This window comes from Franconibacter sp. IITDAS19, assembly GCF_023079515.1.
Classification (GTDB): Bacteria; Pseudomonadota; Gammaproteobacteria; order Enterobacterales; family Enterobacteriaceae; genus Franconibacter; species Franconibacter pulveris.
Genome location: NZ_JALJCP010000007.1, coordinates 82,407 through 98,391, shown reverse-complemented (window position 1 = coordinate 98,391; position 15,985 = coordinate 82,407). Strand labels below are relative to the sequence as shown.

Here is a 15,985-nt window from a genome sequence, read left to right as displayed (position 1 = left end):
TTTAATTGTCTGCAACCAGCGATTCAAGCGGCAGCGGGTGACCAATCAGAAACCCCTGCAGATAGTCGATGCCCAAAGACCGCACCAGTTCGCCCGTCGCCTCGTTCTCGACAAACTCCGCCACAATCTGCATCTTCTTCATGCGCGCCAGATGGCACATCGACTCGACTATCTGGTAATCCAGGCTGCTGACCGCCAGGTTACGAATAAAGCTGCCGTCGATTTTCATCATGTCGGCGTCAATGTTTTTCAGGCGGGAATAACTTGCATAACCGGTGCCGAAATCGTCAATCGCAATCCGGCAGCCCATGGCGCGCAGCCGCTGCACATTCTGGTGCGTCTGTTCATAATGACCAGGCGAGTTGCTTTCGGTTATCTCAAAAATGAGTTGCCATGCCTCTATCTGATAGCGTGTCAGCAGTGCATGAACCTCATTCGGAAAGAGGGTCCGGCAGAGCGAAGAGGCGGTAAGATTAACGGCAAACCGACAGGCAGGCATTTTTTCACGCCATTTCGCCATAAAGGCCAGCGTATTTTCCAGCACCATGAGATCGATCCGGGAGGAGAGGCCAAACTCCTGCGCCACCGGCAAAAACCGCTCCGGCAGAATAAGCTCGCCGTGCTTGCCCTGCATTCTTAGCAGCACTTCGTAGTAATCATCGCCCCGCGCACCTTCAATCGGCTGCGCCATAAGGACGAACTGATTGTGGTCCAGCGCATGTTGTAGCTCATTAAACATGTCTACTTTGCGCTTCACCGCTTGTTGAATATGGTTCGCCCCGCGATCCTGCAAGCTTTCCGGCCGGTTAGTGACCAGCGACAGATCGGCCATCGTGCTCATTTCTCCTAACAGTAAATGCAGGTGCGTTACGGGCGTGCGGACAAAGCTATAGCTGATGCCCACCTGCGGCTGAAGCGGCATGCCATCCCACATAAAACGGAACTGCCTGATATGCTGCGCAAGCCTGTCGATTCGCTCCGGGTGCGACTCCGTTCGCAGGCGCAACACCATATCATGCCCGGAAAGCTGGTAGGTCAGCTCATCCCGCTCCATAACTTCACGCAGCCAGGCCGCCATGCGCTGTTTGTAATAGACGCGCAGCATCAGCCCATAGTTTCGCCCCAGCAGATCCAGTTCGGGAATACGTATAAAGCAGAGTATCGACCACGGCGTGTCGCCAAGATCGCGGCTGAGCGCCCGCAGGTTGGGCAGATGAAAAAGCGGATCGATCAGGGCAAGCCGCCTCCCCCGCTGATGCACAACCCGCTGGCGCGTGGAGGTGAGCGCCATAAAGATAATCACCAGCGAAAAGATGCCGTAGCTTGAGGAGTTAATCACCAACTGGAAGTTATAGTCCGGCAACGGCGGAAAATAGCGGTAAAAGTAGTGGCATAACAGAACCAGCAACGGCGTCCATACCGTAATAACCAGAAAATAGCCGAAGCGCATGGCGCCCCACAGCATGAGCGGGAGTAATAGCGAAAGCGAATAGTTAGTGCTGAATATCGTCGAGTCCGGCCCCAGCGGCAGCAGCAGTAAAAGGAACAGCCCGCCGAGCAGCGCAAACCAGATGCCCAGTTCAGCTTTCGTTACGCGTTTGTCACACTGCGAGCGCATCTGGCTTACAAAAGCCTTGAGGTAACGAGGATGTCTTATCGCTCTGATAATAAGACAAAAAAGCGGGATCCCCGTCAGACACCCTACCAGCACAGCCTGATAGTTTACGAGCATCAGCAGGGTAAAAGGATTTTCTCCCATCAGCCGTACATGCTCATCATACAGGCCAAAGAAAGTGGCAAACTGATAAAAAAGGATAAAGACCGAGGCGTTAACAAACACCAGCCAGAAAAGGCGTTGTCCCGTGCATTTCGAATACCAGCCTGAAACGGGCGCCATGCGGGTGGCGAAAACCCGGTAGCCGCCCCAGCTAAGCAGGGCCGACAGCAGAAAGTGAATAACGATAATTAACACATCGCTTTTACAGCGAAAGGCGTGATAGTTCACCACCAGCCCCAGCACGATCCCGGGCAACGCCGCCCAACCATAAAAGAGCAGCAAGGCGGTGACCAGCGCCAGCGGCAGGTAATAAAGCATTACCGGCACGCCATCAATTGACGTGATGGTATTGCACAGGCGGGCAAGCGGCAGCAGAACCAGTGGAAGTATTAAGGGCAATCCCCACCATTTCTGTTTGAACATGTTAAGTATTGTTATCGGCTGCATAGATGCTCGATTAAAACCCCTCGTCCATAAGGTGTTTAGGCAGGCATCCAACCTGGCCGGAAGTTCCCGCCGTCTGCGGCGACAGAGACGGAATGGAGTGAAATTTTAGTTAAGGAAAGCAATTAATAATTGATATATATCAATTTATTTGTTGTCCCTGGGTTTTATCCACTGACTTTATATTGATCTAAACGGAATATATTTATTTAACTAATGCCAAATATCTTTTTAATAACAGCCAGTAATCATCAGTTGACGGATTTTTACATGATGAAGAATTGACCTGTCTGTCACGCTGTGCCTTAATAGCAACGTCGCCCGCAGCTGCCGGGCAAACCTGAAGGATACTGGTGTGACACAGGCCACCTCCCCCTTACGAATACGAAAACGACACCGTTTTAACAGCCGCATGACCCGCATTGTGCTGCTTATCAGCTTCCTCTTCCTCTTTGGCCGCTTTGTCTATTCCGCTGTAGGCGCATGGTATCACTACCAGGACAAAGTTCAGGCACAGCAATCCAGTCTGACTATCGAAACTACGTCGCCACGCTAATCGCTATTCTACCCTGAGTTGACACTGCCCGAGCGGCGCGGTGGGATTATTTTCGCCTTTAGTGATGCTTAATGTACAAGATTTAACCTGTTACGACCAAAGACAAGGCCGTGTGGAAGCCATAACCTGTCTGGCTTGCTGGTTGCATTAATCAGGGCAATAAAACCTGAGCGGCAGACGCGGCGTGTTTAATCTCAGAGACTCCCTTTATTCGCCATGCCGGACGCTGGAATTATCGGGTTTATATACCTGTTTTTACCGCCTGTTAATAAAGCAAAATAATGTCCAATTTTCTTCGGATTAATAAAAAACCCTTCGCACCGCAGAGGGCTTTAATGACGTTATCAGGCAATAAAAAAGGTTGCTATCAGGCCATTATCAGACGCTTAAACAGCAACTGCTGGACATCCTGCCGATGTGCCAGGATAACATGCGTGGTCACTAAGGTTTCGTCTACGGAATACAAAACCCGATAGCCCTTAACATGGTTAACCCCTGCAACCTGGCGCAGCCAATTTTCAGCAGTTCAGGGTAAATCTGCGATAACCGGGCGTGGTTTAATATCAACACGGGCGCAGGGACGGCGTTATTGTGTCGATATAGTGCTTAAACGTAAGCGTGTACTTAAAGTCACCTGCTTGAGCAAAGCAATGGTGTTTTCCCGTTCCTGCTTATGTTCACTGGCCTCTATAACATAAGCAGGCGCACCATTTTGTGTGACCAGAATAGGTTCGGACAGATCAAGCGTTGCTGCGTTCTTTTTAACGTAGCTGATTGTCGCTATTTTCATGATTTATCCGCCTGATGGCCATTAACAGAGGCCTTATTAAGATAACCAACCAGAGCGCATGTAAATCCTGTTCCTCTGCAAACAGGAACGGTGCGCTACAAAAATACCGAATTCAGATAAAGAAAAACCCTCTGTATAAACAGAGGGTTATATTTACTTTCACCTGCTCATGAAAACACAGGAAGGTTTCTGATTATTCCCACTCGATCGTCGCTGGCGGCTTGCCGCTGATGTCATACACTACGCGGGAAATGCCGTTCACTTCATTGATGATGCGGTTGGAAACGCGGCCCAGGAAATCGTACGGCAGGTGCGCCCAGTGTGCGGTCATGAAGTCGATGGTTTCGACCGCGCGCAGAGAAACGACCCAGTCATATTTACGGCCATCACCCATCACGCCAACAGAGCGCACCGGCAGGAAGACGGTGAACGCCTGGCTGACTTTGTTATAGAGATCGGCGCGGCGCAGCTCGTCGATGAAGATAGCGTCGGCGCGACGCAGCAGGTCGCAATACTCTTTCTTCACTTCGCCCAGCACGCGAACGCCGAGGCCCGGCCCCGGGAACGGATGGCGATAAAGCATGTCGTACGGCAGGCCCAGCTCCAGACCAATCTTACGCACTTCGTCTTTGAACAGCTCTTTCAGCGGCTCAACGAGGCCCATCTTCATCTCTTTCGGCAGACCACCTACGTTGTGGTGAGATTTGATAACGTGCGCTTTGCCGGTCGCGGACGCGGCGGACTCAATCACATCCGGATAGATGGTGCCCTGCGCCAGCCACTTCACATCTTCAAGCTTCAGCGCTTCTTCGTCGAACACTTCAACAAAGACGCGGCCGATGATTTTACGCTTCGCTTCCGGGTCATTTTCGCCCGCCAACGCTTCCAGGAAGCGCGCTTCCGCCGGTACGTGAACGATATTGAGACCAAAATGGTCGCCGAACATGTCCATCACCTGCTCAGCTTCATTCAGGCGCAGCAGGCCGTTGTCCACGAATACGCAGGTCAGACGGTCGCCGATGGCGCGATGCAGCAGCATCGCGGTAACGGAAGAATCCACGCCGCCGGAGAGGCCGAGGATAACTTTATCGTTACCCACCTGCAGGCGGATGCGCTCAACCGCGTCGTCGATAATTTTTGCCGGCGTCCACAGCGCTTCACACTGACAAATATCGCGCACGAAGCGCTCCAGCATGCGCAGGCCCTGGCGGGTGTGGGTCACTTCCGGATGGAACTGCACGCCGTAGAAACGTTTTTCTTCGTTAGCCATAATGGCGAACGGGCAGGTTTCGGTGCTGGCGACGGTCACGAAATCGGACGGAATGGCGGTCACTTTGTCGCCGTGGCTCATCCACACGTCCAGCAGCGGGTTGCCGCTCGCGCTCAGCGCGTCTTCAATACCATGAATCAGCGCGCTGTCGGTTTTCACTTCTACCTGCGCATAACCGAACTCACGCTCGTTAGAGCCTTCAACATGGCCGCCGAGTTGCATCGCCATGGTCTGCATGCCATAGCAAACGCCCAGCACCGGCACGCCTGCTTCAAAAACATACTGCGGCGCGCGCGGGCTGTTCTCTTCGGTGGTGCTTTCCGGGCCGCCGGAAAGAATAATCCCGTTCGGGTTAAACTCACGAATCTGTGCTTCAGTGACATCCCACGCCCAAAGTTCGCAGTAAACGCCCAGTTCACGCACGCGGCGGGCAACCAGCTGCGTATACTGCGAGCCGAAATCAAGAATGAGAATGCGATGTTTATGGATATTTTCCGTCATTGACGCTAATTCCGAGGCAAGTGCATTAAAGTAAATCGCCCGGCGCATGGCCGGGCGAGGAAAATCAGGAGCCCATACGGTAGTTCGGGGACTCTTTGGTGATGGTCACGTCGTGTACGTGACTTTCCTGGATGCCCGCACCGCTGATGCGCACGAATTCCGCTTTGGTGCGCAGATCGTGGATGGTAGCACAGCCGGTCAGACCCATACAGGAACGCAGGCCGCCCATCTGCTGGTGAATAATCTCTTTCAGACGGCCTTTATAAGCTACGCGGCCTTCGATGCCTTCCGGCACCAGCTTGTCGGCGGCGTTATCGGTCTGGAAGTAGCGGTCTGAGGAGCCTTTGGACATCGCGCCAAGCGAGCCCATGCCACGATAGGATTTGTAAGAACGGCCCTGGTAGAGTTCAATTTCACCCGGCGATTCTTCGGTGCCAGCAAGCATTGAGCCGACCATTACCGCGCTTGCGCCCGCCGCGATAGCTTTTGCGATATCGCCGGAGAAGCGAATGCCGCCGTCGGCGATAACCGGAATGCCGGTGCCTTCCAGCGCCTCAACGGCATCGGCTACGGCCGTGATCTGCGGCACGCCAACGCCGGTGACGATGCGGGTGGTGCAGATAGAACCCGGGCCGATGCCCACTTTCACCGCGCTTACGCCCGCATCCGCCAGCGCTTTCGCGCCCGCCGCGGTCGCTACGTTGCCGCCGATGATTTGCAGGTTCGGGTATTTCGCACGAGTTTCGCGAATACGCTGCAGCACGCCTTCAGAATGACCGTGAGAGGAGTCAATCAGCAATACATCGACGCCTGCGGCCACCAGCGCATCCACGCGCTCTTCGTTGCCAGCGCCTGCGCCCACCGCCGCGCCAACGCGCAGACGGCCTTGCTCGTCTTTACAGGCGTTCGGCTTACGTTCCGCTTTCTGGAAGTCTTTTACGGTGATCATGCCGCGCAGGTGGAAGCTGTCATCCACAACCAGCGCTTTTTCAACGCGTTTTTCATGCATTTTAGCGAACACCACTTCACGGGATTCGCCTTCGCGCACGGTGACCAGGCGGGATTTCGGCGTCATGTAAACGCTGACCGGCTGAGAAAGGTCGGTAACAAAACGCACGTCACGACCGGTGATAATGCCCACCAGCTCGTTATCTTCGGTCACAACCGGGTAGCCGGCGAAGCCGTTGCGTTCGGTCAGCTCTTTTACTTCGCGCAGGGTGGTGGTCGGCAGTACAGTCTGCGGGTCGGTTACCACGCCGCTTTCATGTTTTTTCACGCGGCGAACTTCTTCCGCCTGGCGCTCAATGGACATGTTTTTGTGGATAAAGCCGATGCCCCCTTCCTGCGCCAGCGCGATAGCCAGACGCGCTTCGGTGACCGTATCCATCGCAGCGGAAAGCATAGGGATATTCAGGCGGATGGTTTTAGTCAACTGCGTGCTGAGATCGGCCGTGTTCGGCAGAACGGTAGAGTGAGCGGGAACGAGGAGAACGTCGTCAAACGTCAGAGCTTCTTTAGCGATACGTAGCATGGGCAATATCTCAACCTGGGGTGAATGAGAACAGATAAAATATTGCCGCGGCATTATACAGAGCGTAACCGATTGCTTCCACATTTTTTTACGTTAAACGCTTGCGATTGAACTGAACGGCGTTACTATCGACTCATTAACCCGCTGATTTAGAATTTGATCCAGCTCACATGTTACCCACGCAAAATTCCGGAATTTTTACCGTCAGCCGCCTGAATCAGACGGTCCGCCTGCTGCTGGAACAGGAGATGGGCCAGGTCTGGATAAGCGGCGAAATTTCTAATTTCACCCAGCCCGCCTCCGGGCACTGGTACTTCACGCTAAAAGACGATTCAGCGCAGGTACGCTGCGCGATGTTTCGCAACAGCAACCGCCGCGTCACTTTCCGGCCTCAGCACGGCCAACAGGTGCTGGTGCGGGCTAACATCACGCTTTATGAGCCGCGCGGCGACTACCAGATAATCGTCGAGAGCATGCAGCCTGCGGGCGAAGGGCTTTTGCAGCAGCGCTACGAGCAGCTTAAGCAGCGCCTCGCCGCGGAAGGCCTCTTTGACCAGAGCCTGAAAAAACCGCTCCCCTCCCCGGCCCGCCAGGTGGGCGTCATTACGTCGAAAACCGGCGCGGCGCTGCATGATGTGCTGCACGTGCTGCAACGCCGCGACCCGTCGCTGCCGGTGGTTATCTACCCAACGGCCGTACAGGGCGACGATGCGCCGGGGCAAATTGTGCGCGCCATTGAGCTTGCCAACCGCCGGGATGAGTGCGACGTGCTGATCGTCGGGCGCGGCGGCGGCTCGCTGGAAGATTTGTGGAGCTTTAACGACGAACGCGTGGCGCGAGCAATTTTCGCCAGCCGCATTCCCATCGTCAGCGCCGTCGGCCATGAAACTGACGTAACCATCGCCGACTTTGTCGCCGACCTACGCGCTCCGACCCCTTCTGCGGCAGCGGAGATAGTCAGCCGCAACCAGCTTGAACTGCTGCGCCAGATCCAGTCGCAGCAGCAAAGGCTGGAGATGGCGATGGATTATTTTCTTGCAAGCAATAACCAGCGCTTCACGCGCTTGCAGCATCGTCTGCAACAGCAGCACCCGCAGCTGCGGCTGGCCCGCCAGCAGACTGAACTGGTGCGTCTGAAGCAGCGCCTTGATACGGCGATAGACGCCCGCCTGCGGCGCGCTTCACTGCATCAGCAGCGGCTCTCTCAACGGCTCTCTCAGCACACCCCGCTGCCGCGCATTCATCGTCTGCAGACCCGCCTGCAGCAGCACGAATATCGCCTGTCGCAGGCGCTGAGCGCAAGACTAGGCGCTTCCCGCGAACGCTTCGGTACGCTTGCCGCGCACCTGGAGGCGGTAAGCCCGCTCGCGACACTCGCGCGCGGCTATAGCGTCACGCAGGCAGCGGACGGCAAGCTGCTTAAGCAAACGCGACAGGTTCAGGCGGGCGACAAGCTCACCACTCGTCTTGCGGATGGCATAGTGGAAAGCCAGGTTACCGCCATCGCGCCGATAAAAAAACCGCGTAAACCCAAAAGCGCCTGACGCTCCGGCGCTTCGCCAACTATACTGCTGCTGTTCCTTTTTTAATCGGCATTTCCCGCCAGAAGGAGAGCAGCATGATCCAATCCCGTTATCCCACAGTTATTCCTCCCTATATCCTTCGCCGTATTATCGACCACGGCAACGAACATCAGCAGCGCTACGCGCGCCAGACACTAACCCATGTACAGACGCTGATGGCCGAAGGCCATGCCAAACCCCATGCCCCGCAGGCTGTCGCCAGGGGCGAACTCATCCGCGATATTTATAATGCAAATAACACCCAGTCTCTGCCGGGCGAATCGGTGCGCAAAGAAGGTCAGCCCTCAAATGGCGACGTGGCGGTAGACGAGGCGTATGACTATCTGGGCGTAACGCATGAATTCTTCTGGAAAATTTATCAGCGCGATTCGCTGGATAACAAGGGGCTGGTGCTCAGCGGCACGGTGCATTACGGCGAGGAGTACCAGAACGCCTTCTGGAACGGCCAGCAGATGGTGTTTGGCGACGGTGACGGCGAGATTTTCAACCGTTTTACCATCGCCATTGACGTGGTCGCCCATGAGCTCAGCCACGGCGTTACTGAAACCGAAGCCGGGCTGATTTATTTTGAGCAAGCCGGCGCGCTGAATGAATCGCTCTCAGATGTCTTTGGCTCGCTGGTTAAACAGTACCACCTTGGACAAACGGCGACGGAAGCAGACTGGATCATCGGCGAAGGATTGCTTGCAGAAGGAATTAACGGCAAAGGGTTGCGCTCAATGTCAGCGCCGGGCACCGCTTATGACGATCCGCTGCTGGGAAAAGATCCGCAACCGGCTCATATGAATGATTTTATAAAAACCCGGGAAGATAACGGCGGCGTACACCTGAACTCAGGCATCCCTAACCATGCATTTTATCTTGCAGCTACCGCGCTGGGCGGCTATGCCTGGGAGAAGGCGGGCTATGCCTGGTATGACACAGTATGTGACCGCTCACTTGCACAAAACGCCGATTTTGCCGCCTTCGCTCGCCTGACCATAGAGCATGGCGGCACACGTTCCGGCAGCAGCGTGGCTAATGCGATTGAAGCGGCCTGGAAACAGGTGGGAGTATTGTAATGAACGAGTTGCCGACGCTGACGGACGATGCCGTCATTGAGCTGGCGCGAGAAGGCGGCGTGGCGTTTATTCCCCGCCTGAGCGGGCTGAGGCGAATTATTCTCGCCCAGCTTAATGAAGCGCAGCGCCAGCGCATAGTGAATATTCTGCAGCAGACCTTACCGGTAGCGAAGCCGCCCGGCGAGCCCGATTCACCGGGCCGCGGCGACCAGCGTTATTACCGCATCCAGATAACCTGGACGCACCATAACAGCGCCCATTACGCCGACGTTATTGTCCTGGTGCCGGAAACAAAAGCGCCGCCAGAGCTGGAAGAGCTGTGGCGGCGCGGCGAAGATTGCGTCTGCGATTAGCGTGGGACAGGCTGCCAGTCAACGCGTTTTTTTGAAATAAGGCCGTGGCCGTTCTGACAGAAGTAGTCCACCGCGCCACAGGCCTTCAGCACCTCAAGCGGCTGGTGGCAGTCAGGGCAACGCGGCTCCAGCTGGAAATCTTTATCGCACGTGACGCAGTGCGCGCCGCCTGCTGTCTGCTCCAGCGGCTGGCGGCAATCAGGACAGATAGTTTCCATAACGCCTCCTTATTGGCTTAACGCTCTCTTTAAGCGCGCTTCCCGCGCCATCGCACAGGAAACCGTGGCTTATTTGCCTTCTTAATGTGAAGAACAAATAAGATCTTATTGGTTGTTTTAAAAGGAATTAACCACTTATCACATTGATTGTGCACACCTTTGTGCACACGAAATGGGGAAGTGCTCAACTATTTGCACAATTATCAACCAGCGAGAATTACTCAATCCTACGCATATTGATGACGAAAATCACTACCAGTGATCAAGCAATTACGTACTTTTTAGGGTACTGCTGCGTATTGATGTCCACCCTATTTAAAGCGCATCCCGACCACGTATTTCACGCAGCTGTAGATAGGATAATATCGCAGCAAGGGTGCAACTTTACTTAGCCGGCGGGGAAATATTTTGCTCAGCTTTTTTTCTGCGCACTACCCAAAAAAAGCGGATCTTTCCGGATCAGGTAATACCCGATTTTGCGCAATATAAAACCCAGCTTTGACACGGCCTGTAGCCTCATTTTAACTGTTCTGCGCACTTGAGGCTTGCGCAAAGATTTTCTTTTTTTTGCGCAGTGAAATTTTTTAATCTCGCAGGTGCAAAAATTCGGCCCAAGCGAGCCGCCACACAGGTTATGGCTTCCAGAGATTTTCCTTTCCCCTCCCACCAGCTTTTGGCAACCCGCATCAATAGACCGCGCCATACCATCACCCACGCAAATGATGGTTAATTCATGCAAATCAATCATTACATTTACACAACTTGTTGCGCGGTATGGTTAACCGAATTTCATACAGCAACAAGGGGTTACCCCAATGGCAATACCCGTTTATCTATGGCTTTACGAGGAGGAAGGAAAGCTACTGAAAGGCGGTGTTAATGTTAACGGACGAGAGGGAAGCATAGAGCTGGTGGGTATGCAGCACGACGTGTTTATCCCCACCGACGATATGACCGGCTCTGCTACCGGTACACGCCAGCATGAGGCCTATACTTTCGAAAAAGAAATCGACCCATCATCCCCACTTTTATATCGCGCACTGACAACAGGCCGCACGCTGGCAAAAGCTATCTTCCGATACTACCGCATCAACAATAACGGCATGGAAGAAGAATATTTCAATGCCGTGCTGGAGAACGTGAAGGTGTGCCACGTTGTGCCAATTATGTTTGACATCAAAGATCCCGACTTCGAAAAACAGGGTCATATAGAGCATGTAGGCCTGCGTTACGAAAAATTCACGTGGAACTATGTCGATGGCAACATTCAGCACGCCGATAGCTGGAAAGAACGTAAAACAGCATCAGGAGATCACTCATGACTAAATGGCTTTATAAGCAAAGTACCGGCGAACTGTTTCGCAACGGCAAATTAATTGAAACGGGCTACTCCGGCGCACTGACCAATAAAAACAATCCGGACCGTGAGCAGGTACGCGGCATGGGGCCCATTCCTCGCGGTATATGGAAGACAGGCAGTACGGGAACGAGCAAAGGGCCGCTCACCATCACCTTGAAACATATCAGTGGTAATTCCTACGCACGCGATATGCACACATTCCGTATGCACGGTGATAAGCGTGTTGGTATTGCCGGATTCGCTTCCGAAGGCTGTATCATCATGAGCCATTCAACCCGCCTCCTTGTGAGCAAAGATACAGGGGCGTCGCTGGAGGTTGTACGATGATCCGAGGATATATACTGGCTGTAGTTCTGATGCCTGTATTTGCAATGGCAGCTACTCCCGGTAGCGAATGCGCAGCACCAGGGCATTATGTCGAAGGTATGTTACTGACCAGCATAAAGAACGATCTCGGCATCGGCCTGACATCTATCCAGTACAGCAAAACAACCGTGGAAGTGCTTGATGTGCTGCCTGTGTCTGATGTATTCGCCAGAAAAATGGCGATTGCTGATAGCCAGGCCGACTTAAAGAAATCAGCTGATCTCAGGCTTTCTGAGAGCGATTACTACAGCATGTATCACGATGGACATGTACTAACCGTGACGGCGAAATACACGTTTACGGATAAAAACGGCAAACGTGATGAGTTCATTTCGTCAGCGTTCGCCAATGACGATGAATGCTCAGTACGGTACAACGGATATATCACCTTATCACGAGAGTTCTGACGGCTGAGGCTCCCATTACGTTGTAGCGGGCCTGTTTCACCATTCCGCCCACAATCAGAACGGGATTTTATCGTCTGGCGGCGACCTTCAAATCTTCATTCGCTTTAATTCAGGTTTTAATCTGCATCTCAGGTAGTTTCGGCATAACTGGCCTCCGGTTGTACCCAGTACGGGCTAAATCATGATTGGGTACAGATTTTCGTACCCAAAAAAATAAGCACAACCCATTGAGTACATCCATGGGTACAAGGGGATTATAAGTTGACTGCCTCATTATGATAGTCCCTGATAAAAAAAGCCCGCGCAATGCGGGCTTCTGGATTTTTAGAAAGTTGATGATTTTTAGTGAATCGTTATTTGCCTTTCTTAATATGCTTGATCAGACGCTTACGCTTACGCATCTGATTTGGCGTCAGCGTATTGCGCTTATTAGCGAACGGGTTATCCCCTTCCTTGAACTGAATGCGGATAGGCGTCCCCATTACTTCCAGCGATTTGCGGAAATAGTTCATCAGGTAGCGTTTGTAGGAATCCGGCAGGTCTTTCACCTGGTTGCCGTGGATAACCACAATCGGCGGGTTATAACCGCCCGCATGGGCATATTTCAGCTTCACGCGACGACCGCGCACCAGCGGCGGCTGATGATCTTCTGCCGCCATGTTCATGATGCGCGTGAGCAGCGCGGTGCTCACGCGGCGGGTTGAGCTGTCATACGCTTCGCGTACCGATTCAAACAGGTTGCCAACGCCGCTGCCGTGCAGCGCGGAGATAAAGTGCACGCGGGCGAAGTCGATAAAGCCCAGACGGTAATCAAGCGTCTCTTTCACCTGCTCTTTTACTTCCTGGCTAAGACCGTCCCATTTGTTGACCACGATAACCAGCGAGCGGCCGCTGTTAAGAATAAAACCGAGCAGCGACAGATCCTGGTCGGAAATGCCTTCGTGAGCGTCGATAACCAGCAACACCACGTTTGCATCTTCAATGGCCTGCAGCGTTTTAATGACCGAGAACTTCTCCACCACATCGGTGATTTTGCCGCGCTTGCGCACGCCTGCGGTATCAATGAGTACATACTCGCGGCCATCACGCTCCATCGGAATGTAAATGCTGTCGCGCGTGGTGCCAGGCATGTCATAAACCACCACGCGGTCTTCGCCGAGAATACGGTTAGTGAGTGTAGACTTACCAACGTTAGGACGACCGACAATAGCCAGCTTAATCGGCAGATCCTGCGGGTTGAAATCGTCCTCTTCTTCCTCAGCTTCTTCGCCGTTCTGCTCCGCTTCAAACTGCGCCCAGTATTCGGCGTCTTCATCCACCTCTTCCGGCGGATTGATATCATCCATCCACGGCATCAGCACCTGCTCCAGCAGGCTGGTCACGCCACGCCCGTGAGAAGCGGCGATAGGATGAATTTCACCAAGGCCCAGCGAGTAGAAATCCGCTACCGCCTGGTCCGGATCCAGCCCGTCCGTTTTATTGGCGACCAAAAACGTCGGCTTCTGGCGGCTGCGCAGATGTTTGGCGATAGCTTCATCCGCCGGCATCAGGCCCGCGCGCGCATCGACCATAAAGAGCACGACATCCGCCTCTTCAATCGCCAGCAGCGACTGCTCCGCCATGCGCGTTTCTACGCCCTCTTCCGTGCCGTCGATACCGCCGGTATCGATACAGATAAACTCGCGGCCTTCCACTTCAGCACGACCATACTTGCGATCGCGAGTCAGCCCCGGGAAATCCGCTACCAGCGCATCACGGGTGCGAGTTAAACGGTTAAAGAGGGTGGATTTTCCGACGTTAGGGCGCCCGACCAGCGCGACCACAGGTACCATTATCAAAGCCTCATTACTAAAAATCATGATCAAACCCCGCCGTTTTAGCAGGGTTCCAGAAAACAGGAAACGGCCCCTGTGCGATTCAGGAGCCGTTTTTCTGTGCTACGCCCGTTCTGATTAACGTGTAATGGCGTAGAGCGTGCCGTCTTTTGCCTGAATCAGCAGTTTGTCATTCGCGACGACCGGTTCCGTAAGGAAGCCTGAACCGTCAACTTTCTGCTGAGCGACAAAGCGGCCATCATCGGTGTTGATCCAGTGCATATAGCCTTCGCTGTCGCCCACCACCAGATAACCATTATACAACGCTGGCGCGGTGAGGTTGCGGTGCAGCAGATCGCTTTGCGTCCAGAGCGTGACGCCGCCTTCGGTATTAAGCGCCAACAGGCGATCGTTCTGGTCAACCAGGTAGATACGGCCACCGTCAACGACGAAATCATTCACCGAACCGAGTTCACGTTTCCACATGATCTGACCAGAGCGCAGATCCAGCGCAGTCAGGTTGCCGTTATAAGCGAGCGCGTAAACGACGCCGTTAACCACGACCGGGGTGGTATCTACATCGCTCAGGCGATCGATTTCGGTTGCGCCTGTCGCCTGGGAGATACGCTGTTGCCAAATCATCTGCCCCTGCTGCATCAACACCGCGCTGACGCGGCCGTTGTCGCCACCGACGATGGCGGCGCCATAAGCGGTGGTCGGCGCAGATTCGCCGCGCAGAGAAAGTGAAGGCATATCCAGGTTAACGGTCCATTTTACAGCGCCGTCGCTCTCGTTAAGCGCCTGCAGAATGCCGTTGCTGGTGTGCACCAGCACCAGACCATCGCTGACTATCGGACGGGAAAGCGCTTCGCCCGCGACGCGAGTCTGCCATGCAATGGTGCCGTCTGCGGTGTTAAGCGCGTAGACCTGCGCTTTTTCACTGCCGACATACGCATGCGCGCCTGCAACAGTCACGCCGCCGGAAAGCAGCGCCGGACGGTTGCGGGAAAGCCAGCCGGTTTTCTCAGAAAGATCGACGCGCCAGACCTCTTTCCCGTCGGCAATGTTCATGGCTTTAACAACGCCGTGACGGTCCGCCGCATAGACAGTGCCATCCTGGAAGGCCGGGTGCAGGTTGGAGTAAAAATCGCCAATCCCGTCGCCTACCGAAGCGCTCCATGCGGTTTGCGGATCAAACTGGTTTTCAACCGTCGGTAACGGCGACATTTTCACCACATCTTCTTCACCGCTGAACAGTGAACACCCGCTTAACAGCGTAACGGAAAGCAGCCCTGGCAGAAGTAATTTACGCAATTGCATCGGGTCCCTCTCAGACGGACAAGTTATTAATTTTCATCTGGATCATCTCACGAAGCGCCGGGGAGCTATCGCTCTCAACCCCTTTGCTCCACGCCTCGCGTGCACCCTGCTTGTCGCCTTTGCTCAGCAGCGCTTCACCGCGCAGGTCGGCGACAATCGCCGTCCAGCCCGCGCCTTTTACCGACTCCAGCGTTTTCAGCGCCGCGTCAGCCTGCTTAAGCTGAACCTGAACGCGCGCCAGACGCAGATTAATAAGCGCCTGGAGATTTTCATCTTTCGTGCTGTTCAACCCTTGCTGGAGTTGCGCAGCAGCCTTGTTCAGATCGTTTTTATCAACGTACTGCTGAGCAAGCTTCAGCGACGCCAGCGCGCCGTAGTTGTTTTTATTCTCCGCAGCGAACTGCTCTACGGCAGTCAGCGATTGCGGATTATCGGCGCGTACGCCGGAAACGGCATTGTCATAGGCCAGCGAAGCGCTGCGCGCTGACTCCACTTCATGGCTTGTCCAGTAGCGCCAGCCGACCAGCGCACCAATCCCTAATACCACCCCGACCGCCAGCGCTTTGCCGTTCTCGGCAAAGAAACGCTTTACTGCGTCGACCTGGTCGTTTTCGTTCTCGTAGATTTCCACGCT

At 54.2% G+C, this 15,985-nt stretch carries 16 protein-coding genes; 7 read left to right on the top strand and 9 right to left on the bottom strand.

Annotated features, from left to right (window positions below; translation table 11 throughout):
* Position 1: 1 nt before the first annotated feature.
* Entirely contained in the window at positions 2 to 2,200 is a 2,199-nt protein-coding gene (locus tag MT962_RS16550) for an EAL domain-containing protein (RefSeq protein WP_281732740.1), read from the bottom strand.
* Between the two features lie 376 nt (positions 2,201 to 2,576).
* Here MT962_RS16550 and MT962_RS16545 point away from each other — a divergent pair, with 376 nt between their 5' ends.
* Positions 2,577 to 2,777, top strand: a complete 201-nt coding sequence (locus MT962_RS16545) for a YfgG family protein (protein WP_229701866.1) — start codon at positions 2,577 to 2,579, stop codon at positions 2,775 to 2,777.
* Between the two features lie 586 nt (positions 2,778 to 3,363).
* Here MT962_RS16545 and MT962_RS16540 read toward each other — a convergent pair.
* The 3 genes from MT962_RS16540 to guaB form a co-directional block, all read right to left on the bottom strand.
* A complete protein-coding gene (locus MT962_RS16540) occupies positions 3,364 to 3,567 on the bottom strand; it encodes a type II toxin-antitoxin system Phd/YefM family antitoxin (protein ID WP_247366077.1) in 204 nt (67 codons plus the stop codon).
* Between the two features lie 193 nt (positions 3,568 to 3,760).
* Entirely contained in the window at positions 3,761 to 5,338 is a 1,578-nt protein-coding gene (gene guaA / locus MT962_RS16535; RefSeq protein ID WP_024558724.1) for a glutamine-hydrolyzing GMP synthase, read from the bottom strand.
* A 64-nt stretch (positions 5,339 to 5,402) separates the two neighbouring features.
* A complete protein-coding gene (gene guaB / locus MT962_RS16530; RefSeq protein WP_024558725.1) occupies positions 5,403 to 6,869 on the bottom strand; it encodes an IMP dehydrogenase in 1,467 nt (488 codons plus the stop codon).
* 170 nt (positions 6,870 to 7,039) lie between these two features.
* Here guaB and xseA point away from each other — a divergent pair, with 170 nt between their 5' ends.
* The 3 genes from xseA (at position 7,040) to MT962_RS16515 (ending at position 9,866) form a co-directional block, all read left to right on the top strand.
* The gene (gene xseA / locus MT962_RS16525; protein WP_247366076.1) at positions 7,040 to 8,413 is read left to right on the top strand and encodes an exodeoxyribonuclease VII large subunit; all 1,374 of its coding nucleotides are present in this window, start codon (positions 7,040 to 7,042) and stop codon (positions 8,411 to 8,413) included.
* Between the two features lie 74 nt (positions 8,414 to 8,487).
* Positions 8,488 to 9,513, top strand: coding sequence for a M4 family metallopeptidase (locus tag MT962_RS16520; RefSeq protein WP_188724168.1), 1,026 nt, complete (start codon positions 8,488 to 8,490; stop codon positions 9,511 to 9,513).
* Complete coding sequence (locus MT962_RS16515; protein WP_024558728.1) at positions 9,513 to 9,866, top strand: protealysin inhibitor emfourin; 354 nt, start codon at positions 9,513 to 9,515, stop codon at positions 9,864 to 9,866. The genes MT962_RS16520 and MT962_RS16515 overlap by 1 nt, the downstream gene beginning before the upstream one ends.
* Here the strand turns inward: MT962_RS16515 and MT962_RS16510 are convergent.
* Positions 9,863 to 10,084, bottom strand: coding sequence for a zinc ribbon domain-containing protein (locus MT962_RS16510; protein WP_247366075.1), 222 nt, complete (start codon positions 10,082 to 10,084; stop codon positions 9,863 to 9,865). The two genes, MT962_RS16515 and MT962_RS16510, sit on opposite strands and share 4 nt — an antisense overlap.
* Before the next feature lie 412 nt (positions 10,085 to 10,496).
* On the bottom strand, positions 10,497 to 10,832 hold the full coding sequence (locus MT962_RS16505; protein WP_247366074.1) for a hypothetical protein: 336 nt from the start codon (positions 10,830 to 10,832) through the stop codon (positions 10,497 to 10,499).
* Positions 10,833 to 10,899: 67 nt separating this feature from the next.
* On the opposite strand from MT962_RS16505, the gene tssD reads away from it, so the two are divergent.
* From tssD to MT962_RS16490, 3 genes are read left to right on the top strand one after another with little or no spacing between them, the layout of a single operon-like run.
* The gene (gene tssD / locus MT962_RS16500) at positions 10,900 to 11,406 is read left to right on the top strand and encodes a type VI secretion system tube protein TssD (protein ID WP_247366073.1); all 507 of its coding nucleotides are present in this window, start codon (positions 10,900 to 10,902) and stop codon (positions 11,404 to 11,406) included.
* Positions 11,403 to 11,771 carry a DUF2778 domain-containing protein gene (locus tag MT962_RS16495; RefSeq protein WP_247366072.1) on the top strand — a complete coding sequence of 123 codons (369 nt, stop codon included), beginning with the start codon at positions 11,403 to 11,405 and terminating at the stop codon, positions 11,769 to 11,771. The genes tssD and MT962_RS16495 overlap by 4 nt, the downstream gene beginning before the upstream one ends.
* The gene (locus MT962_RS16490) at positions 11,768 to 12,217 is read left to right on the top strand and encodes a Shiga toxin A subunit (protein ID WP_247366071.1); all 450 of its coding nucleotides are present in this window, start codon (positions 11,768 to 11,770) and stop codon (positions 12,215 to 12,217) included. Before MT962_RS16495 ends, MT962_RS16490 begins: the two co-directional genes overlap by 4 nt.
* A 353-nt stretch (positions 12,218 to 12,570) precedes the next feature.
* Here the strand turns inward: MT962_RS16490 and der are convergent, their stop codons facing one another.
* The 3 genes from der to MT962_RS16475 form a co-directional block, all read right to left on the bottom strand.
* Positions 12,571 to 14,049 carry a ribosome biogenesis GTPase Der gene (gene der, locus MT962_RS16485; RefSeq protein WP_024558733.1) on the bottom strand — a complete coding sequence of 493 codons (1,479 nt, stop codon included), beginning with the start codon at positions 14,047 to 14,049 and terminating at the stop codon, positions 12,571 to 12,573.
* A 120-nt stretch (positions 14,050 to 14,169) separates the two neighbouring features.
* Positions 14,170 to 15,351 carry an outer membrane protein assembly factor BamB gene (gene bamB, locus MT962_RS16480; protein WP_024560297.1) on the bottom strand — a complete coding sequence of 394 codons (1,182 nt, stop codon included), beginning with the start codon at positions 15,349 to 15,351 and terminating at the stop codon, positions 14,170 to 14,172.
* Between the two features lie 10 nt (positions 15,352 to 15,361).
* Positions 15,362 to 15,982, bottom strand: coding sequence for a YfgM family protein (locus MT962_RS16475; protein WP_024558735.1), 621 nt, complete (start codon positions 15,980 to 15,982; stop codon positions 15,362 to 15,364).
* Positions 15,983 to 15,985 lie beyond the last annotated feature (3 nt).